Origin of the sequence: Photobacterium sp. GB-1, from assembly GCF_003026165.1 — a bacterium.
GTDB lineage: Bacteria > Pseudomonadota > Gammaproteobacteria > Enterobacterales > Vibrionaceae > Photobacterium.
This window is the reverse complement of record NZ_PYOB01000012.1, coordinates 85,730-106,064: the sequence shown is the minus strand read 5'-3', so window position 1 is coordinate 106,064 and position 20,335 is coordinate 85,730. Positions and strand designations below refer to the sequence as shown.

The following is a 20,335-nucleotide window of genomic DNA, read 5'->3' as shown; positions in this document are numbered from 1 at the left end:
ATCTGAAATTTTAATATTAAATATTAATATAAAACTCCCCTATAATATCCAAAAAGCTATTAACCAATGATTGTTAATATTTATTAATGAATATGTAGTAAAAATAAATAAAATTAATGACTTTTACGTAACTTTCAATCAACCTATAATTCGGACTGAATTTACGATAATAAAACAATATATTCAATTATAAAAAGAAAAAAATAATACACCGTTTAAAATGATTGTAAGGAAAAGGTACTTATATTCTCTCCAACATCAGGAATTACATATACTTAAAACTAAAAAAGAGCGACATAGCGCTCTCTTATTTAATTGAAATATAATTTACTGCAAATTTATATTTCAATTTTAAATATAAAAAATATACCCACAATGAAATTACTTTTCGCCAACCAATTTCAATGGATTGGAATTGATGGGTAAGTAACGTAAAGAAAACATAGCGTCTGGATGGCAGGTTTTTTCGTTCAAAATGCCGTCGAGTTTTCCTTTACTTATACGATCAGCTTTGAAACTTTTATATGCTTTGTCTTGCACGAAGATTTCGCGGATAATGCCGACATTACAGTCTAAATCATTTAAGTATGCATGCCGTTCATCTGCCGATAATGCTTGAGTTCCCGCACCATTTTGTACGTAGACAATTAAACCCAAGTTCGTAAGTTGCTCTGTCCATAGCTTTATCTGTTTTTGAGGTAATTCACCCGATAGATAAAGGCTTATCATTAATGGCTGGTCATATAACTTCACTTGTTGCGCTAAGATCTCTGCCAACTGTTCTCTTTGAGCTGGTGTTTTGAAGTCATAATCGCTTAATTCCAATGGTAAATATAACCCTTGGACTTTATTAGCATATACCTTTAACCATACTCGCCATTGTAAATAGGATTCATGTAACTTATCGAAATATTGCTTTAAATATACTTTTTGTGCGGTTTGATCTGTATGTATTTGTCGAAAATAATTGGGATCTGAATATAAGCCAACCCATAGCTTTATATTGTTGTCTTGAAGTACTTCCATCCGCTTAGCAAGCCAACCATGTGATTCACCAAAAGTTTCATTGCCATATTGCGTCCATTGGATAACAACATTTTGCACGCCTAGCTTTTTTATTTCAGTTCCAAAATGCTGCCATTGCTTTATTGAAATATCGTAGTCTTGATTGAGTGGTTGGTAAAAGATGCTGAGATCGTTTTTCTGGGCTGTGTTCTGGCAACCGATTAAAAGGAAAAGGAATACCGTACTAATGCAGCATCGTCTGATTTGTTGCGTTGTGAACTTTCTACTGTATGTTGCCATTCAAGACCTACTTCTGAATCTAGGTTCAAGCCATTGTATTTTGTGTTAAACAATTTAAAGTTCCAACTTACTCCCAAGCCAACAACAGTCGATATGTCTTCACTGTCGTCGGCCCATTGTACAAATGTATATGGAGTAAGCCTTTGCTGGTATTTCTCTTTAATTTTAAATGTGTTACCTATTTCGTAGCGAGCAAACAAAATATAATCATGTAAATTATCAACGTAAATTAGACCATCAGCATAAAGACTTTGATATAGCCACTGGTCAGACTCTGGCTTCCAATCTTTTGACCATTTATCATTTGATAATACGTTGGAACTAATACGAAGGTAAGGTCGTGTTTTACGATCTTTTCCAATAACTCGCTGACGTATGCCTGCTTTTAAGTAGCTGTTATGTTTAGCAAAGGGCTGAATTTGATATGATAAGTCTATATCGGTGATATTGTCCGATAACTTATCTTCAAATCCCCCATTACTTAACGCCGCAATAGAAAATGCAGAACGTGGTAACCAAGGTTTTTCAAAATAGTATTTGGCTTCTTCGTATAAAAAGTAATTGCCTGTGCTGTTAGTTAGTCCAGGTATCGCATTTTGTTGATCTGTTCCTACCCAACCAGAAACATTGTATTTCCAGCCTAGATCAATATTCTTATGTGAGCTTTGTAAGTACGCTAATAATTTCGGATTAGCTTCTTTTTGTTCAAGTACTTGATCAATCGCAGACTTATAAAGCTGTTGTGCATTGCTAAGATTGCCATTTTTATATTCGAGATCAGCATATTGAGAGATCATATCTACATTTTTTTTGTGCTTCGGATAACGATATGCACTTTCAAATGCACGTAGTGCTAACTGTGGATCTTTTTTATAGGTTTGATAGCCCAGTAATGCACTCGCATTGCCCGTTTTATCATTTTCAAATAGTTTGTTAACTAATCTACTATCGCTAGTTGTCACTATGTGTTCGGCTAGATACTGTGTTAATACTGCTGATTGTGTGTGATCAACTCCCTGCTCTATACGTGCAATCAATATTTCTTGGTCTTCTAACTTTTTAGCAATATCAATGCCTAACTCCCACCATTGTACATTTTTTTTATCAAAGTCCGATTCTACCCAAGACTGATTAGCCAGTGTTGGTTGTCCTACCTTATTAAGTGTATGAATAAAGAGATAACGTGAATATGGCGTAAGCCCTTTTAGGTCGGTACTGTTACGCACAGCTTTAAGCCAATATGTCGAACTGGCTTTATAGTCGTTTGCTTTTGCAAACCATTCTGCTAAGAGTAATGCTTGTTCTTGGGTTGGTTGTTGCTGAAGCGAAGATTGGTAATGTTTAGCTGCTTTTAGCGGATCCTTATCAGCAACACAATATGCGATTGCTTGTTTTAAAAAGTCATCATTTGTAGATAAGCCTTCAATCAAATGACATTGATGCTGCATTCCCCAAACTTTAGGTGACAATGTCACTATTTTTCGGTTGGCGGCTGCAATACTCTGTGGTGAAAATAATCTTACGTTACGTTGCATCATATTTAGAATGTTATTAACAAACTTTGGGTCAGCTAGTAATTTTCTTTTCTGTATTTTAAATCCATAGTTAACCATCGAAGCTGCAATTTCATCCCCATTTGGCGACTGTAACGCATTAAAAATAGCATGGCTTAAATCGCTATTCTGATGGTTGTTTTTATAGTTGATAAAAAAGATCTGAGCAGATTTATTATATTGATTTACTTGTGAATAGGCATAAGCCAAATCACGTGATAATGATGGTGATTTATAGCCATCATCTTTTAATTCGTTTATGATTTTCAACCATTTTTCTTGTTGTTTATAATGTGTTAGTAACACCTCTTTTTTCAACTTTTTAGCACTTGCTGTATTAAATTGGGTGTTTTCAATTTGTGTATATAAATTCAATTCACTTGCCAGTTTAATCCACATTACTGAGTCAGTTTCTGGCTTACAGTGTTTAAACTGAAATCGCGCTAGTTCTGCTTTATTTGTACTGATCTTGGTAACTGTCTTTTTTAGACAATCAGACATTACCGAAAATTCTTTAAGTGTTTGTTGATTTAATAAATTAAGATAATCATGCTGTTTGGCAAAAGATTCTGGTAGCGCATTATTATCGTGTAATTTATTGAGCTCAATTTTGGCTTTACGGTATTGATAAGTTGATAATAGGTACTCTATATACTGGTTGTAAAAGTCTTTATAACTACTGTCTAATATTATCTTTTCCGCATATTTTAATGCTTGAGTTTCATTGCCATTTGCGAGTGTATTCAAGGCTAAATACTTTAAATATGTTTGGTTGCTATGTGATGACTCATAAAGTTTTTCTAGCAACGGCTGGGCTTTTTCATGTTTTTTTATTGCAAAAAGGTTATACGCTTCAAAATGCAAAGTCGCTAATGATTTATATTTATTAGGCTTACTATACGACCATTCGACTGCAGTTTCTGCATTATATTTTTTTAACAGTTTATAAACATTGTATATAAAGAACTTTTTCATCTGTTTAGATGTTAATGTACTAGCAATACGTTGTAATTGGGTATCCGTATAGATCTTGCCGTTGTTGGCATCGTCAAGCCAAACATTAAGAATGTCATCCCCCCTTTTACCCTGCGGAATTTTAGTTAGATACTTGAGTTTAATGTTGATAGGTTGATCGGCTTTGACTGCTAGCTGATAACCAAATTTTAAAAAAGGAATATGGGCTGGAACAATTGCTAATGCATTATTTAGCTCTTCTAATGCCGCATTGTATTGTTGATTATTTTGCATTTTAAACGCTTTATCAACATACGGGTATGTACGAAAATGTTCAAGATCGGACAAATTAGTGTAAATATTGTCATCCGCATCAACTCTGATACTTAATAATGTACAAACGCTTGCGATTAAAGCTTTTTCGATATAATTCATTAGTACTGTTTACACTCATTAATAAGGTTATCAACATTCATTTGTTGGTCGACTTGTAATTCAAGTGCTTTATCAATTACTTCTTTGGTGACATAGCGATGATTAATCAAAAATTTTCCGAAGCTTTTTTCATGCTCGTTTTCATAAGCAAGAATTGCTTGATGTAATACAGCAGGTTCAATTGCCCTACTCATTAACAAACACTGCCCCAACTGACTTTGTGTTGCATAGTATTTATCAATCAAAGGCTTATATTTGGCTTTTGAGTATTTATGGTGACCGACCATGGTCTTAATTATGTGATAAGGATTGATCCCTTTTTGTTCTAAATACCAGTATCTTAGCCCTAGTGTCACTGCACCATTGGTGGTGATCACTGATTTAACTGGGCACTTTAAACGTCTCGAAATTGTTGCTTTTGCGACAGGGCTTAATGGCATTTCTTTTCCTAAAATCAAAGTATTACCATCTTTCCGCAAAGGTAGTACTGAGTATTTTAAGGCCAGTTTTTTAGGTAATAGATGTATGAGTGAAGGATCTAATTCAAAGGGATCACAGTGTTCAAATTCTTCTTCAAATTGTTCTGCAATCGCCTGACTTAAATCATCATTGCTGACTATCCCTTGCTCAACTAAATACGAGCCTATCAAGCGATTTTTAGGCATATCAAGAAGGACACTTGTTAGCATCTCTTCTGAAATTTTCATGTTACGTTTTAATATCTCACCAAGTGGTTGCTTTCGTGAATCATTAGCAAGAGTTGGAAAATCATGGGTCGTTTTATCCCAAGCAACACGATGAACATCACCTTGTTGAATTACTTGACGAATCGCACGTACATTAGCTGCAAAGTTAATCACCGTTCCCCAACATAAACGTAGCAATGATAGGAAACCTTCAAAGTAACCATAATATCGGCTAACAAAATAAAATCGTTGTAATAAGCGGTTGATTAGTAGGAAAGTGTTAATCACTAATAGTACTTGAGTCACTTTATTATCAGCAATAATTGACAAAAAATGATAACCATCTTTCACAAAGTAAGAATAAATACTGAGCGCCACTAATTGAAGGAAAATAACCATAGACAAAAAGCCTATCGTATTATTAATAAAGCCTCTTCTATCGCGCCACAAAAAATAATTTAACTTCCAGTCATTGGTCCATTTTTGTTTATTAAAGCCCTGAAACACGATACCCACTATCCAACGGCTTTTTTGACGTACTGCAGCGCTAAAGGTTGTCGGAAAATGTTCACGCACACAAACCACACTACCATCGTGCAGGGATACGCCTAATGACGATTCTTTTAGTGTTGGTTGTTCTTTATCAATAATAGGAAAACGTACAAATATCTCGCTCATGCCCCACTGTTTTAAGCGTAAGCCTATCTCATAATCCTCAGTTAATGATTGAACATCGAACGCTAAACCATCACCGGTAACCAATAGTTTTAAAATTGCTCTGCGACTAAAACAGGTACCCACACCAGCACTAGGTACTTGCCCTGCAATAGATTCACGGACAACAACATCTTTGCCATGTAATTCTGCAAATTCGTCCGCATAATGCCCTGGCGTCATTTGATACCATTTGCGGGTATACGGATATACAGGTAACTGAATGAGGTCTTTTTCAGGCAATAAGTAGTTGTAAAGACGTAATTCCATTGGCGATACAATGTCTTCAGCGTCATGCAAAATAAACCCCGAAAATTTAATCTTTGCCTTTTTCTCAAATTCAATAATTGATGAGATAATATTATTTAAGCAATCAGCCTTGCTAGTCGGTCCTGGCCTTGCACACACAACTTTATGCACGTTAGGAAAACGCATGCAAACTCGATCAACATCAGCTTGGGTTTCAGGATCGTTCGGATAAGTGCCTACAAATATTTGGTAATTTTCATAATCCAAACTTGACGCGGTAAGCTCAGCCATTTTGTCAATAACACCAAATTCCTGCCAGGCTGGTACCATGATAGCCAGTGGTTGTTCGTCTTTTTGATAAAGATCATCCACGTTTTTGCGTGTGTATTTTTTATAAACGGTTCCTTTACGCCATAAGTGACGCACCCAGTAATAAATATCAACAAATAGATCATCGATACCGCAAATACATAAGATCACCATAGTCACAAATAAAACGAGACGTAATCCATATAGGTAATAAATGAAAATATCGAACATATCCATAATTAGAACTCTTGCACTCGTTGGAGAATGATTTTGGATGCATTTCCTTTACCATATGGATTAAAGCAAGCGTCTGATTTACCAATAGATAATAATGTTAAGGCCGCATCTACAATAGATTTATAATCTTTTGCTCCTGCAAGTTTTGATAAACCTAAATGTATTGCTTCTGGTCGCTCTGTCGTTTCTCGTAAAATCACAACAGGCGTGCCATAAGTCGGTGCCTCTTCTTGAATACCACCAGAATCGGTCATAATTAAAACAGCAGAAGCTAATAGTTGCTGAAGCGCTAGGTAATCTAACGGCTCAACAATGGTAATATTTTCAATGCCACTTAAGTTATCTAATACAGCTTGCTTTACTGTTGGGTTGGGATGCACGACAAAGACAAAATCTAATTCGGGCTTAATTGAGGAGAGATGTTTAATTGCTTGGCTGATTGTGGGAATGGATTGCCAATTTTCACGACGATGAGTCGTAACTAATACTGTATTGCTCACCGTAGGGATCACTAACCCTTTATTTATTAATAACTTTTGTGCATCAATTATAGTGTTGCCCGTTACAACGGTTGTATCTATATTAATCCCCTCTGCTAATAATGCTTTTTGTGCAATTTCAGTAGGGGAAAAATGTAAATTCGCAATACGAGCGACTAATGTTCTATTAGATTCTTCCGGAAATGGATGTTGTAAGCTGCCAGATCGAAGCCCTGCTTCAACGTGTCCAATACAAGGTACTTTTGTGTAATACGCTGCCAAAGCCCCAGCAAGAGTTGAGCTGGTATCACCATGAACCAAAACGCAATCGTAGCTATTTTTTTGCAGCAACGGTTGAATATTTGTCATTAAGCCAGATAAAAGATCAACTAATGTAGTACCAGTTGGACGTTGAAATATATAATCAGGTTTAATATCAAAGACTTCAAATGTTTGCTCTGCAAGAGAATCATGTTGACCAGTGTGACACCATTCAATATCTTTATCTTGGTTTTTAAATTCAGTATACACCGGAGCCATTTTTATTATTTCAGGTCTTGTCCCTGTAATAAGTAATGTTTTTTTATCCATAATACTCACCCATTAATAAAATAAAGCGTAATATTCTATCCATGTAAAAACAGTGTTTACTAATTGAAATAATTACATTTACTTTCTTTAACTTGTATAAACCGTAAACCTTTAATTAAATGTAATAAAATCTTAATATAAAATTCATATAACTTTACTATAGGTATCAGTTAAAAAATGAGTTGATTTAATCGGACTTCTAAAATAACACGAGATAAACTTTATAAATTATTAGTATATTTATAGTTTCTAAATGAATAATTTCAAATCTTTATTTCAATTTTTTATTCATATACATATAAAAAAAGTGCCACTATATCAGCAGCACTTAGTTTACTTTATTTCATTAATCGTCTAATCAACTAATCGACGTATTTGCCATAGACGTTTACGCCAATAGGGATGATTAATATTGGATATAGCCACACCGCGTGAACTTGTTGCATTCACAAAACGTCCGTGATCTAAGTAGATTCCAACATGGTGATGCCAGCCACTGGTTTTAAAGAAGACTAAATCACCATAGTGAAGGTTTTCTTTTCTAACTTTATAACCTAATTTTACTTGCTGTAATGTAGTTCTTGGTAAATGTACATGATAGACCTCATTAAACACTCGACGAACAAATGCTGAGCAATCAATACCATGATGTGAGTTACCACCATAAAGGTATGGCGTATGCGCCCAATGTGAATAAGCATGCCAGATCTTAGAACGCCATTTTTGAGACAGCCTCAAATTCCTGACATCAGACCAAAATGATCTGTGATGTACGTAATGCCCTTTCAAGGTGTAGTAATCGACAGGAATTCTATGCCTCCTAGCACTAACATGATGCCTTGAGTGACTATCATGGTACCTTGAGTGACTATCATGGTGTGAGTAATGCGATTTATGCACTACATGATGATTTGTGCTGTGGTGTGTTGAATGTGCATGATGCGTTTCATGCTTCTCACTATGTTTTGGTGTTTTGCTATGTTTATGTTCAATATTATGACTGTAATGGTGAGTAACTACATGATGATGAATATTTGAATGATGTTTTTTATCAAGTTCAACATGATGTTCAGAATGCGTATGTGCGAATGCTGTTATCGGTAAAGCTATTAAGGACAATAATAACGTCTTTCTTAATTTAGCTTTTAATACGTTTTTAAGGCGATATGAAGACATGAGTGATGCTGCTATGTTTTTATCGTCTACTAATATAATCGCTTATTATTGCAACTTAATAAGCAAGATATTGCTTTTTTCGATAGTTAGTATTATGACTTTGATTCTATAGAGAATAGACAGTTATAAAAACAGATATTAGATATTACTAACTTTTTATTTTTGAAAAATAAGCTATTAGTCATCACTATGAATAGTCTACATTGATTATTTAGCAATAATTCGATTTTATTTACAGAAATATGCAGCTATTTATCACACAATCATTCACCTTATGAATGGCTCTGTTTATATTTAAATATATTGATTATCGTTTTGTTGTCATTTATTGATAGCGATTAAAATGACAAGAAAAGCACCTCATTTATTATACTCAGTAATTTAATAAAGTTTATTATTGCTTAATGGAACTTCTAACGTATTATCTTGTTTGCCATTTGGCATACCTATCATTTCATCGTAAGCACTTTGTTGTCTAAGTACCCAGGTTTTTACTTTTAATTTCCTGCATATTTTTTGTATTTCTAATATAGAAATCGCTTTGATGTAATCACCTTTTTCATTAGTAATGTAATGCTCTTGTTCATCTATAACCACTGATACTTGATACAATGATAAATCTAACGAATGAACAACCAATTTATCAATGTAAAAGAATTTTTCTAGTTTACTTAGTGGCATCGTCATCATGTGTCTCTTCTCTTTGTTTCAAACATTAAGTGTAATGACTGTTACGTACCAAGTAAGAAAAAAGATTATTTACTTCGTAATGTTATATACCCAAGCAACCTCAAGATGCAGTGTTCAGCGAGACGACCTTAGCTCTGAATCAGGCATATTAAAGTCGCTTGGGTATACATTGTTTTAATCATACAAGTACTCTAGATTGATGAAAAAAGTAAATGTGTGTGGCTTATTGCGATTTATCGGCCAATCATTGGAAGATATGAACCATCAGTTTGCTGTGTAAATAGCCAAGTCTTTATCTTTCACGGTAATCTGGGATCCCTCTTATAGGTGCTTGCAGGCGATGTTTGTATCACACCGGCTATATCAATTTCAGAATGCGTTCAATGCTTGTTAACTTTCTTACCCACCACTTAAATATTGAATGGCATGACGATGTCACTCACCTTGCCCAATTGTTTTTATATTTCTACCCCGCTATTCATTACAGCCAATTCCAAGTGCAAGCTGGAGTTACAAGTATTAACACTATTCGTCTTTATAATCCGACTAAGCAAGCTAAAGAACATGATCCTGATGGTGAGTTTATCCATAAATGGATACCTGAATTAGCAAATATCCCTGTTCCTTTATTATTTGAGCCTTGGACTCTTACTGAGCTAGAAGTTGTGATGTACCAATTAGATAACAACAGCTGTTATCTCTATCCTATTATTGATCTCGAACGCAGTGCCAAAAATGCGAGAGAACGTTTGTGGGGATGGAAAGCTCGTAAAGATGTTAAATCAGAGGTAAATGCCATTCTTAATCGGCATGTGAGAACTAAAAACACTAAATGACTGTTTTTAGCTTTTTATTGTCAAACATTATCAATTCAGCAATAAAATTATTCGTTATAGTTTGTAACAAGTTAGAAAGATAATAAATCTGTAGAAACGCTGAAGCATGTGGCATTGAATCACAAGTAGCCCCAGGGGGAATTATGATGACATTTTCAAAACAACTAGAAAAAATGCGTACTCAAGATGGTTTCATTGCAGCACTTGACCAAAGTGGCGGCAGTACACCTAAAGCATTGAAAGCTTATGGCATTAATGAATCAGACTACAATAATGACGAACAAATGTATGATCTTGTTCATGCCATGCGCTCTCGTATTATTACAAGCCCAGTCTTCACTAGTGATCGCATCATCGGTGCTATTTTATTTGAAAATACGCTAGACCGTGAAATTGAAGGTAAACCAACTTCACAATATTTATGGGAAGAAAAAGGTGTTGTTCCTTTTTTAAAAGTCGATAAAGGCTTAGAAGATAAAGCTAATGGCGTGCAATTAATGAAACCAATGCCTGAGCTAGATCAACTCTTAGCTAAAGCAAAAGCGAAAGATGTATTTGGCACTAAAATGCGCTCTGTGATTTGGGAAGCCAATGAACAAGGTATTAGAGATGTTGTTGCACAGCAAATTCTATTTGCTCAACAAATTATCAATGCTGGTTTAGTGCCTATTATTGAGCCTGAAGTGAGTATTGATAGCCCAGAAAAAGCGCAGGCTGAAATTATCTTAAATCGTGAGTTAATGTCTCAATTAGATAATTTACACCCTAGCCATTACGTTATGCTAAAACTCACACTTCCAGAGCAACCTAATTTATACGCTGATACGATCTCACACCCTAATGTAATTAGAGTGGTTGCTTTATCAGGTGGTTTTCCACTTATGAAAGCGTGTGAAAAGTTATCTGAAAACAACGGTATTATTGCAAGTTTCTCTCGTGTACTTACCGATGATTTATATGCAGATCAGCCTCAATCTGAGTTTGATGCTGCTTTGGCAGAAACAATCGAACCTATTTATCAAGCTTCCCGCACCTAAGTTTGTAAGTAAATAACTTAGCTGCTCATGGTTAAGTTATGTTGGAATTAATTACTGCCACGGCGATCAACATGTTTGATCGCCTTTTTTTTGATCCTTCTTAATCACTTTCTATTTCTACTTTGTAAAAAATAGATTCTGATTTCCTTACCCGTTGTTTTTTAATTTTAACTCCCCAACATCACAGTAAAATTATTCACGCCCCATGTCTGTATTTAGTTTTTTTGTGTCTTTAACTCTAAATACAGAAAAAAACATCCACGATATAATACTTCTAACTTAAGAACAATTCGTATTTAAATGTATGTCGGTTTAATACTTTATTATTTTTAGTAAATCTTAATATCACTTTCATCTATTTTGAATTTTATAAAAATATATGTTTGATACTATTCCTGAGAATTAAAAAATAAATCACATACATTATTAAAAATCATTGTATATTATCAATAATAATCAGGGTCTGTTATGCCTAATAAAGAACTTTTTTCTAATCTTTTAAATCAAGCTGACATTAAAATTAATGGTGACCGTCCGTGGGATATTATCGTTAACGACGATAAGCTTTTCGATAATATTTTATCTCAAGGAACTATTGCCTTTGGTGAAGGGTATATGGATCACCTATGGGATTGCCAAAGAATTGATATTCTAATAAGCAAATTATTACGTTCAAATATTGAAGAAAAACTTTCAAGCACAGATAAGTTTAAAATAGCAGCTAAAATTGGCGTATCTAAACTAAAAAATCTCATCAATCATCAATCTGTATCTCGTGTAAAAGAAGATGTTCCTTTCCATTATGATATTGGTAACGATTTATATACTAATATGTTAGATGATCGTATGGCTTATACTTGCGCATATTGGAAAGGAGCAAAGAATCTAAACGAAGCTCAAGAAAATAAAATGGAATTAATTTGTCGAAAACTGGATTTGAAACCAGGTATGCGCTTGTTAGACATTGGTTGTGGTTGGTCTAGTTTTATGAACTATGCTGCTGAAAAATATGGTGTTATTTGTGATGGCTTAACGTTATCCCAAGAGCAAATGAAACTAGGTCAAAATATTGCAGATAATAAAGGGCTACCTGTAAGAATTATTTTAGAAGATTATCGTGAGTATCAGCCAGTTCAACAATATGATCGCATTGTTTCTATAGGCATGATTGAACACGTAGGTCCTGAAAATTATACCGAGTTTTTTAATTGCGCTAATCGTTTTTTAAAAGATAATGGTATTTTCCTTTTACATACTATTGGTAGCCCAGTATCAGTGAATCAAACTGACCCGTGGATTAATAAATATATTTTTCCTAATGGTGTTGTTCCATCTATTACACAATTAAGCAGTGCGCTTGAAGGAAAAATGAATATTGAAGATATTCATAACTTTGGTCCTGATTATGATCAGACATTAATGGCATGGTGTGAAAACTTTGAACGTAACTGGCATAAAATATCTGATCAATATAACGACCGTTTCTATCGTATGTGGCGTTATTACTTATTAAGTTGTGCTGGTGCATTTAGAAGTCGTGATTTAAACCTATTACAATTTTCACTAACAAAAAATGGTTGTGAATTACCATTACATGTTCGTGCTGCGTAAACAATTACCGATAATTTTTAGGTTAAAATTATCGGTATTATTTAACTAAAATGGATTTAACCATGACTGGAAAACATATCTCATATTGTCGTAATAATTTTGAAGCTCTTTGTGCTACCAAAAAAAATATTTCAGATATCGCACTTGTTACTGAAGGCGGAGGCCAACGAGGTATTTTTACTGCAGGTGTTTTAGATGCGTTTCTTGAGCATGAGTTTAATCCATTTTCGTTATTAATTGGTACTTCTGCTGGTTCATTAAATCTTGCCTCATATATCTGTGAACAAAAAAAACATGCTTATCGTGTGATCACAGAAATCACCACCAAGAAGAAGTTTTTTAGCTATTCCAAACTGTTTTCAAATCGAGGTGGTATGGATTTGGATTGGTTATTAGAACAAACCCAAACCACATTAAAGTTAGACTGGGAAACGGGTCGCCGTAATATGCAAAATAAAACGGTACTTGCTAGTGCTTCAGGTATTGATCACCATCAAGCAGGATTTTTTGATTTAAATTCTGACTCATGGGATCAACGCTTAAAAGCCTCTTGTGCTATTCCTGTATTAAACCGTCAACCTATTTATTCTGATAATCATTATTGGGTTGATGGTGGCCTTAATGCTCCAATTCCAGCTAAAGAAGCCTATAACCGTGGTTTTAAAAACATTGTTGTTATTCGCACTAACCCTATTGGCCTTAGCGCGAATCATGAATGGTTACATAAAGTAAAAGCAGGCTTATCAAAAACTAAAGCAGCAACATTAATTGATATGCTGTTATTACACGAGAAAAGCTATAGCGAGAGTGAACACTTTATTGCCAACCCTCCTGATGATGTTAATATTTATGAAATCTTCCCGCATAAGTCTTTGAAATCTAAACTTATTGGTAGTGATATAACTTCATTAAATCACGATTATGAACATGGTAAACATTTGGGAATATATTTCCTTAAGACGATGATGTCTTATTGCCAGTGTACATGTTGTAAAATCGCGTAACGGGTTATTTACCTTGTATAACACGAGTGAGTTTAGGTGCCATCATCAATGTGATTATGGCAATAATACCCGTGATAACGCCGATTTCTTTAAACACTACACCATAAATTTCTAGCGTTGTATGTGGATCGGTTACCCCTTTAGGTGCGGCTGTTAATGTTGCCACCCACCCTGCAATAACCGCTGCAGTTGCTGATGTTAAAAACCACATCCCCATGGCAAATCCCATCATCCGTTGTGGCACTAATTGGGCTATCATCGCAAGCCCTAATCCTGAAACTAATAGCTCACCAAGAGATTGCAATAAGTAGCTAAGTATTAACCAATTTGAGCTCATTATACCGTTAGCATCTGCATAATGGCTGCCTAAGGTTAATATAAGAAATGCACAGCTACATAACACCATACCTAAAGCAAACTTATAGGGCATGGAAAAGTTTTCGCGCGTTTTGTTATATACCATGGCGAGTATAGGGCTACAGATCATGATCCAAAATGGACTGAGTGCTTGAAATTGCTCTGGCTGTACTTCGATACCAAATATCTTATGGTGAATGTTGTGTATAGCGAAAAAATTTAACGACGTTGGCATTTGAAAATACAGAACAAAGAAGACGATTCCTTGTAGCATGAGTACAAACGCAACCATCATCTTTGCGCGCTCTAATCCTGTCGTTTGTAATGCTTCTTTGAAATATAAGGTAACAATGGTGACACCCACAACGGCAAGGATCAGGTGAGCATAAAAGATATGTTGCAACAAAAATGCACTCACAAACGCTAATAAAATAGTTCCTATAACAACGATAAAATACTTACCGTAATTAACTGGCTCTTTGTCTGGTTGAGAACCAATGTTCTTTACTAATCGACGGCTAACAAGAAAATTAGCGATGGTGATCAATAGACCAATTGAGCTTACACCAAATGCGATTCCATAACCTAGATGCTCAGATATCCATGGGGTAAGTAATGTAGAGATAAATGAGCCGAGGTTAATCGCCATATAATACATGGTGAAAGCACCATCTAATCGTGGATCATTTTTTTCATAAACTTTAGCTAATAAGCTGGATGGATTCGCTTTAAATAGGCCATTACCAATAGTAATAAACCCCATCGCAATATAAATCAGTTCCTTGCTATTAAATTCGCCTGACGCTGAAATACCCAGTAGTGCATACCCTAACATAAGCACAATTGCACCCAATACGATGGTGCGTTTTGTACCTATAATTTTATCACCAACCCAGCCACCAATAGCAATAGAGCCAAACACCAATGCTGAAAATGCGCCAAATAAGGTAAATGACTCGGCTTCTGACATGGCAAGCACATCGACCAAGTAAACGGTAAGGATGGCTTGCATGCCATAAAAACCAAAACGTTCCCAAAACTCGATGGAAAAAATGAGATAAAACGGCTTGGGTTGTTTAAAAACATTAAGTTCTGACATGTCTATTCTCTTTATTTTTATGCATTTTCAGTAACCGTTCCAACATAGTATTTTACTTAGTAAGCGCTTTTTATGTTGCGGCATTATTTTAAATTTTATTTATATATGACACCTTCACTATAGAACATTCTTGCTTCTATACCTCAATTCTTAATTATGCGATTTGTGATTATTTATTGCTCACTATCCTTTCTGTAATTGATTCTAAGCACAATAAGTACAGGAATGATTGATGAAGTACACGATACTTTTTGTGTTATTAGCTTCTTTAGCCTACACAGGATGTGGAGGAGGAAGCTCTGATGACACAACAAATACAACTGAAGTTGATACACCAACGGCTGAGCTCCCTCCCCTTGATGAACAACTTCCCAGCACACCAGAGAACGAAACTGAACCTACTGATGATCCTGAGCCTAAATTTTTGATCAGTGATATCTCAAGCGGTTATTACGATAAGTTGTATGACGCGGTAGGTAATGAGTTAACGCTAGATAAAGATCAGGTTTTATCTATGCAAGACGCATTAGTTGATGATGTGTTACCTATTTTGACAGAGGAACAGCAAAATACATTTAACGAAGCCTATAAGGCATTTGAAGACCTCGACGAAAAAAATGAGGTCGATAAGGTCTTATTTTCCAACAGCATGATTGATGCGATGTTAAGCAGTGCAGATAAAGAGACACAAGATAAATACCTTTCTTCTTTTCGCTTGTTCCGTAAACAGACACATCATCTGTTCCCTATTTCACGCTTAGGTGATTACAGTTGGCTATTTGAGTTTCTAAATCAACGCTCTTGGTTAACGCATATTATATTTATCCCACCAGAAACGACTGACGATTATGCTGCGACTTGCCGTGAAAATAATGTCCCTATTCCACCCGATTGGGGCTCTGATTTATGGGTACACCAAGGTACAGCAACCACTGATTTTCTTGCTAGCCGAAGAACTGAAGTTTATGCCTATGAAGATCCTAGTGTTGCAGGAACCTGTATGGCACTACCTCGCTGGAGTTTAGGGGCTTCAGGAAGTGAATATATACAATTTCTTGGCATCATTTGCCAAAGTAAAACCACAGGTAAAGCGTGTTTTTGGGATAATATCAGTAAAGAAACAGGCGGAAGAATTACAGGTGGTGAAGATTTAACGTTTAAAATTTCGGATATTCAAAATGGTGATAACCTCGCTGAAAACTGTACTAACTGCCATAGAGGTAAGAACGTTTTCTTAATTCACCCCGACACGCCAATTGATATTTCTGATGATTACGACATTGATCCTAATGTTCGCTATCAGCCGATCTCTGCACAAGGCTGGACAAATCCCCCTGCCTTTGCTGAACTTGGCGATGGTGCATGTGCGAGTTGCCATGAGATAGGTGGTATCTCCTTTGATTATTGCAACACAGTGCTAAGAAGTGCAGCTAATCAAACCATGCCTGGCACAGCTATTTCTCCCGATCCTGCGGGTTGGGTCGGAGACGATTCGTTCTACGGTACACATATTCAAGCAATGATTGATGCAGGCTGCCCAGAGTGACATGATGTACTCACTACAACAGGCTGCTTTGTAGCCTTTTCAATTAAAATTCAGAGCGTTAAAAATATAACTCATTTCAAAGCAAAAGAGGCCGCTTAATGGCCTCTTTCTATATTGCTGACTTAACCGCCAGCTAATTTTACTGTGTGACCTTTTTTCTCAAGGTGCGCTTTAATTACATCACGCTTATCGCCTTGAATTTCAATTTTTCCATCTTTTACTGAACCACCACAGCCACATACTTTCTTCAATTCGGCAGCAATTAACTTTAGTTGGGTGTCCTCAACATCTAAGCCCGTGACAATAGAAACTCCCTTGCCTTTACGACCTTTAGTTTCACGCTGAATACGGACAATACCATCACCTTTTGGGCGAACGGGTGCTACAGTTTCTTCTTTAATTCGACCAGTTTCGGTTGAGAAAACTAAACGACTGTTATCATTCATTGTGCAATTAGTCTCATTGTTTACGTGGTTATTGTGAATAAGCTTTCAAGTTCACATATGAATCTTGCTAATTCGCTTTAAGCTAATATTATCAAGAAAAGAACACTAAACGGAACAGCTTATGATTCGGAATGTTATATTTGATTTTGGTGCAGTGTTATTTGAGTGGGATCCACAGAAAATAGTAGATACTTTTACTCAATCTATAGATGAGCAAAATATCCTAATGAAACAAGTACTCGCCCATCCTGATTGGTTAGCGCTTGATCGTGGGACCATGCTACTAGCAGAGGAAATACCTAAATTTTCAGCAAGGACAGGAATTTCATGCCAACGGATGGAAGATTTCATTAACCATATACAATTAAGTTTGGAAAAAATACCAGAAACTGAGGCATTATTTTTTAGAATTCTAGATAAAAACTACCCTACCTACTACCTAACCAATATGTGTAGTGCTTTTTTTGAAACCTTGTACGAAAAGCATCATTTTATTTCATTTTTTGACGGTGGTGTTGTTTCAGGAAAAGAGCTAACTATGAAGCCAGAGCCTGAAATCTTTCATCTTTTGTGTCAACGTTATCATCTTAATCCCCATGAATGTCTCTTTATTGATGATCATTATCCTAATATCGAAACAGCTAAATCACTCGGGTTTAATACGGTGCATTTTACACCAACGCAAGACTGTATAAGAGAAATAGAAGAAGTACTTGCAATGTTTAGCCCTGAAATCCAAGCTTTTTAATGAATTTTAACAATCACTTGAACCAATAATGGTGTATCCAGTCTATTATCAGTAAATAGATATATTATTTGTTTCAGGAGTATGTGTGAAAAACATTTTTATCTCTGCGGTGCTTTTGCTTGCCTCAGGAACAACTTTTGCTACACCACAATGTGATGGAAAATCCATTGTGGGCCCCGTTGAAACGATCAAAGTAAAAGATCTTGGTATTAATTATAAAGCCCGTATAGATACAGGAGCTAACACAACATCTATCAATGCTTACAATATCAAAATCGACGGAAAAACTGAGAACGACGACAGTAAGCAAGGTATGCATAATAATTTAGGACGCAAGATTACTTTCACAACTGAGAATGAGCTTGGTCAAGAAGTCACGCACACCGCTAAAATTATTAAAGTAAGTAAAATTCGTAATGCGCAAGGTGTCGAGCGTCGTTATGCCGTTGTCATGGATCTGATTTGGAACGGTCAGAACAAAGCAATTCCTGTTAACTTACGTGATCGTAGTAAATTAGAATACAAACTCTTAATTGGACGTAACTGGCTAGAAGGTGATTACCTTGTTGATGTTACAAAAGAAGATGCTGACGATTAGATAATAAAAAACAAAGAGTAAGTCATAACGATTAAAACAAAGCCTGCTGAATTAGCAGGCTTTGTCGTTTATTGCGCTTTAGATTGTTTCTCAATGACTTTATCAAGGTATTGCTTAATGGATGTCGCATTACCCTTTAATAACTGCCCTCTTAAAAGCAAATACCATTCGTTAGGCTTACCCGTATCATTACGTATGATAAAACCACGATAGTTCTCAGATGAACCTTGGGAAACGGGCTTTGAGGATTGAGATGAGAACTTCTGAGGATGAATGAATGTACTCATGTCCAACCACCAATCAACACTTTTTTTAATTTCAGTCAGTGTGCCGCTGATAGGGTTACCTTTAATTGCTGATTTCCATTCATTGGTAACGCCCGTTGTATTTTCAATAGTATATCCACGGTGAAAAATCCGTTTTTTCATACTGTTGATCCTTGTCTTACTTTAAGTCCAACATCATGATAACAAGGTTACCATTTGTTAATAAATGCTCTGTAATTTAAGCATGATGTTTTATTGATGACTAGTATTTTAATGCTACTAAAGCGGTTTATTTAAAGTTTGCATACTTTGTTCAATATATAGTGTTATAATTTACTCTAGATATAAAGTTATAGTGCGCTAGGTGTTAAGTAATGGCGAAAAAAATTCCAATTATTGATTGTGATGTAAAACGTGCCAAAAGTATTACTCAGTTTAAACAAGTGGCAGATAACATTGCTATTTGGCAATCACTTACCCACCATAGTTACGCTAAAAATACCTTGGTGGCGTTTAAAAATGACTGGAACCACTTTTTAATGTTCTGTGAAAACAATAAGGTATCAGCATTACCTGCAACAGCCGAAACAGTGCATCGTTTTATCGAAAAAATGGCAGAGTCACGTAAATTAGCCAGCCTAAAACGTTACATTGTCACTATAGGACTTATTCATAAATGTCATGCCCTAGCTAATCCATGTCAAAGCCAAGAAATTAAGCTCGCAATGCATAAGCAGCGGTTAGATAAACATGATGACTACACCCATGCACAAGGCTTTAGAGATAATCATTTACAGGCATTACTTGATATCTTTGCCCTATCAACAAAACCCAAAGATGTCCGCGATATGGCCATTTGGGCTATTACCTTTGAGGCAATGTTAAAACGTTCAGAAGTCGCAGCACTGACAATAAATCATATTGAAATAGAAGATTCGGGCTTAATCAATATCACTGTAAACGATAGGATTATTGCCCTTAGCGATTTAGCCTCTAAAGCGGTTCAACGCTGGTTAACACTCGGCATGATTATGGACAGCTTTGTATTTAGACGTATTGATAGACACAGTAACATTGGCGATAAACCACTGGATCACTCATCAATTTACCGTGTTTTCCGTCGTGCAAGCCAAGAGTTGGATTTACCTGCTGATGTCATTTTCTCAGGACAATCACCCCGTGTTGGTGCAAGCCAAGATTTAGCCGATTCTGGTCTATCTATTAGTCAAATTCAGCATCAGGGACGTTGGCGAAGCCCTGCTATGCCCGCACAATATATTGGCCAACGTGGGAAACGTGATAATGAATTAAAAAAATTCGCTAAGAAAAACAGCGATAAATAACTTCACATCCACCAGCAAAAAGCCCGTAAACTTGTTCATAAACATCTATACGGGCTTTATTTTATA

16 protein-coding genes and 1 pseudogene are annotated in these 20,335 nt (G+C 35.7%); 8 read left to right on the top strand and 9 right to left on the bottom strand.

Annotated elements, in window-relative coordinates; all coding sequences use genetic code 11:
* Positions 1 to 381: 381 nt before the first annotated feature.
* The 6 genes from C9J45_RS13170 to C9J45_RS13145 all read right to left on the bottom strand — a co-directional run bounded on the left by C9J45_RS13170 (position 382) and on the right by C9J45_RS13145 (position 9,375).
* On the bottom strand, positions 382 to 1,305 hold the full coding sequence (locus C9J45_RS13170) for a DUF4434 domain-containing protein (protein ID WP_107207126.1): 924 nt from the start codon (positions 1,303 to 1,305) through the stop codon (positions 382 to 384).
* Complete coding sequence (locus C9J45_RS13165; protein WP_107292636.1) at positions 1,227 to 4,247, bottom strand: hypothetical protein; 3,021 nt, start codon at positions 4,245 to 4,247, stop codon at positions 1,227 to 1,229. The genes C9J45_RS13170 and C9J45_RS13165 overlap by 79 nt, the downstream gene beginning before the upstream one ends.
* Complete coding sequence (locus tag C9J45_RS13160) at positions 4,247 to 6,442, bottom strand: glycosyl transferase family protein (RefSeq protein WP_107207124.1); 2,196 nt, start codon at positions 6,440 to 6,442, stop codon at positions 4,247 to 4,249. Before C9J45_RS13160 ends, C9J45_RS13165 begins: the two co-directional genes overlap by 1 nt.
* 2 nt (positions 6,443 to 6,444) lie before the next feature.
* Positions 6,445 to 7,512 carry a non-hydrolyzing UDP-N-acetylglucosamine 2-epimerase gene (gene wecB / locus C9J45_RS13155; protein WP_107292635.1) on the bottom strand — a complete coding sequence of 356 codons (1,068 nt, stop codon included), beginning with the start codon at positions 7,510 to 7,512 and terminating at the stop codon, positions 6,445 to 6,447.
* A gap of 354 nt (positions 7,513 to 7,866) precedes the next feature.
* Positions 7,867 to 8,688, bottom strand: a complete 822-nt coding sequence (locus C9J45_RS13150) for a C40 family peptidase (protein WP_107292634.1) — start codon at positions 8,686 to 8,688, stop codon at positions 7,867 to 7,869.
* A 381-nt stretch (positions 8,689 to 9,069) separates the two neighbouring features.
* Positions 9,070 to 9,375 (bottom strand): DUF6482 family protein, encoded by a 306-nt coding sequence (locus tag C9J45_RS13145; protein ID WP_107247462.1) that lies wholly within the window; start codon positions 9,373 to 9,375, stop codon positions 9,070 to 9,072.
* A 311-nt stretch (positions 9,376 to 9,686) separates the two neighbouring features.
* Here C9J45_RS13145 and C9J45_RS13140 point away from each other — a divergent pair.
* The 4 genes and pseudogenes from C9J45_RS13140 to C9J45_RS13125 all read left to right on the top strand — a co-directional run.
* Positions 9,687 to 10,214, top strand: a pseudogene (locus C9J45_RS13140) (FAD-binding domain-containing protein); the annotation flags it as partial.
* Between the two features lie 146 nt (positions 10,215 to 10,360).
* Positions 10,361 to 11,251 (top strand): fructose bisphosphate aldolase, encoded by an 891-nt coding sequence (locus C9J45_RS13135; RefSeq protein WP_107247421.1) that lies wholly within the window; start codon positions 10,361 to 10,363, stop codon positions 11,249 to 11,251.
* A gap of 468 nt (positions 11,252 to 11,719) precedes the next feature.
* Positions 11,720 to 12,862, top strand: coding sequence for a cyclopropane fatty acyl phospholipid synthase (gene cfa, locus C9J45_RS13130; protein ID WP_107207934.1), 1,143 nt, complete (start codon positions 11,720 to 11,722; stop codon positions 12,860 to 12,862).
* Positions 12,863 to 12,924: 62 nt separating this feature from the next.
* Complete coding sequence (locus tag C9J45_RS13125) at positions 12,925 to 13,866, top strand: patatin family protein (RefSeq protein WP_107260931.1); 942 nt, start codon at positions 12,925 to 12,927, stop codon at positions 13,864 to 13,866.
* A 4-nt stretch (positions 13,867 to 13,870) separates the two neighbouring features.
* Here the strand turns inward: C9J45_RS13125 and dtpA are convergent, their stop codons facing one another.
* On the bottom strand, positions 13,871 to 15,322 hold the full coding sequence (dtpA, locus tag C9J45_RS13120; RefSeq protein WP_107207931.1) for a dipeptide/tripeptide permease DtpA: 1,452 nt from the start codon (positions 15,320 to 15,322) through the stop codon (positions 13,871 to 13,873).
* 232 nt (positions 15,323 to 15,554) lie between these two features.
* Here dtpA and C9J45_RS13115 point away from each other — a divergent pair, with 232 nt between their 5' ends.
* Complete coding sequence (locus C9J45_RS13115; RefSeq protein ID WP_107292633.1) at positions 15,555 to 16,868, top strand: hypothetical protein; 1,314 nt, start codon at positions 15,555 to 15,557, stop codon at positions 16,866 to 16,868.
* 122 nt (positions 16,869 to 16,990) lie between these two features.
* On the opposite strand, the gene yciH is transcribed toward C9J45_RS13115, so the two are convergent.
* Complete coding sequence (gene yciH / locus C9J45_RS13110) at positions 16,991 to 17,314, bottom strand: stress response translation initiation inhibitor YciH (RefSeq protein ID WP_107207928.1); 324 nt, start codon at positions 17,312 to 17,314, stop codon at positions 16,991 to 16,993.
* 121 nt (positions 17,315 to 17,435) lie between these two features.
* Between yciH and C9J45_RS13105 the strand changes: the two genes are divergently transcribed.
* Together C9J45_RS13105 and C9J45_RS13100 are read left to right on the top strand one after the other, a co-directional pair.
* Positions 17,436 to 18,062 carry an HAD family phosphatase gene (locus tag C9J45_RS13105; RefSeq protein ID WP_107247425.1) on the top strand — a complete coding sequence of 209 codons (627 nt, stop codon included), beginning with the start codon at positions 17,436 to 17,438 and terminating at the stop codon, positions 18,060 to 18,062.
* Positions 18,063 to 18,147: 85 nt separating this feature from the next.
* Entirely contained in the window at positions 18,148 to 18,660 is a 513-nt protein-coding gene (locus tag C9J45_RS13100; RefSeq protein ID WP_107207925.1) for a RimK/LysX family protein, read from the top strand.
* Positions 18,661 to 18,728: 68 nt separating this feature from the next.
* Here C9J45_RS13100 and C9J45_RS13095 read toward each other — a convergent pair whose 3' ends face one another.
* The gene (locus tag C9J45_RS13095) at positions 18,729 to 19,088 is read right to left on the bottom strand and encodes a DUF3319 domain-containing protein (RefSeq protein WP_107207923.1); all 360 of its coding nucleotides are present in this window, start codon (positions 19,086 to 19,088) and stop codon (positions 18,729 to 18,731) included.
* Positions 19,089 to 19,300: 212 nt separating this feature from the next.
* Between C9J45_RS13095 and C9J45_RS13090 the strand changes: the two genes are divergently transcribed.
* Positions 19,301 to 20,269 (top strand): tyrosine-type recombinase/integrase, encoded by a 969-nt coding sequence (locus tag C9J45_RS13090; protein WP_107291015.1) that lies wholly within the window; start codon positions 19,301 to 19,303, stop codon positions 20,267 to 20,269.
* The last annotated feature ends 66 nt before the right edge of the window (positions 20,270 to 20,335 follow it).

Excerpts from the sequence above, each read along its gene's own strand:
- C9J45_RS13145 (WP_107247462.1), bottom strand. The coding sequence starts at position 9,375 with ATGACGATGCCACTAAGTAAACTAGAAAAATTCTTTTACATTGATAAA.
- C9J45_RS13160 (WP_107207124.1), bottom strand. The coding sequence starts at position 6,442 with ATGGATATGTTCGATATTTTCATTTATTACCTATATGGATTACGTCTC.
- C9J45_RS13135 (WP_107247421.1), top strand. The coding sequence starts at position 10,361 with ATGACATTTTCAAAACAACTAGAAAAAATGCGTACTCAAGATGGTTTC.
- C9J45_RS13150 (WP_107292634.1), bottom strand. The coding sequence starts at position 8,688 with ATGTCTTCATATCGCCTTAAAAACGTATTAAAAGCTAAATTAAGAAAG.
- C9J45_RS13165 (WP_107292636.1), bottom strand. The coding sequence starts at position 4,247 with ATGAATTATATCGAAAAAGCTTTAATCGCAAGCGTTTGTACATTATTA.
- C9J45_RS13115 (WP_107292633.1), top strand. The coding sequence starts at position 15,555 with ATGAAGTACACGATACTTTTTGTGTTATTAGCTTCTTTAGCCTACACA.
- C9J45_RS13090 (WP_107291015.1), top strand. The coding sequence starts at position 19,301 with ATGGCGAAAAAAATTCCAATTATTGATTGTGATGTAAAACGTGCCAAA.
- C9J45_RS13125 (WP_107260931.1), top strand. The coding sequence starts at position 12,925 with ATGACTGGAAAACATATCTCATATTGTCGTAATAATTTTGAAGCTCTT.
- yciH (WP_107207928.1), bottom strand. The coding sequence starts at position 17,314 with ATGAATGATAACAGTCGTTTAGTTTTCTCAACCGAAACTGGTCGAATT.
- C9J45_RS13105 (WP_107247425.1), top strand. The coding sequence starts at position 17,436 with ATGATTCGGAATGTTATATTTGATTTTGGTGCAGTGTTATTTGAGTGG.
- dtpA (WP_107207931.1), bottom strand. The coding sequence starts at position 15,322 with ATGTCAGAACTTAATGTTTTTAAACAACCCAAGCCGTTTTATCTCATT.
- wecB (WP_107292635.1), bottom strand. The coding sequence starts at position 7,512 with ATGGATAAAAAAACATTACTTATTACAGGGACAAGACCTGAAATAATA.
- C9J45_RS13095 (WP_107207923.1), bottom strand. The coding sequence starts at position 19,088 with ATGAAAAAACGGATTTTTCACCGTGGATATACTATTGAAAATACAACG.
- C9J45_RS13170 (WP_107207126.1), bottom strand. The coding sequence starts at position 1,305 with ATGGCAACATACAGTAGAAAGTTCACAACGCAACAAATCAGACGATGC.
- cfa (WP_107207934.1), top strand. The coding sequence starts at position 11,720 with ATGCCTAATAAAGAACTTTTTTCTAATCTTTTAAATCAAGCTGACATT.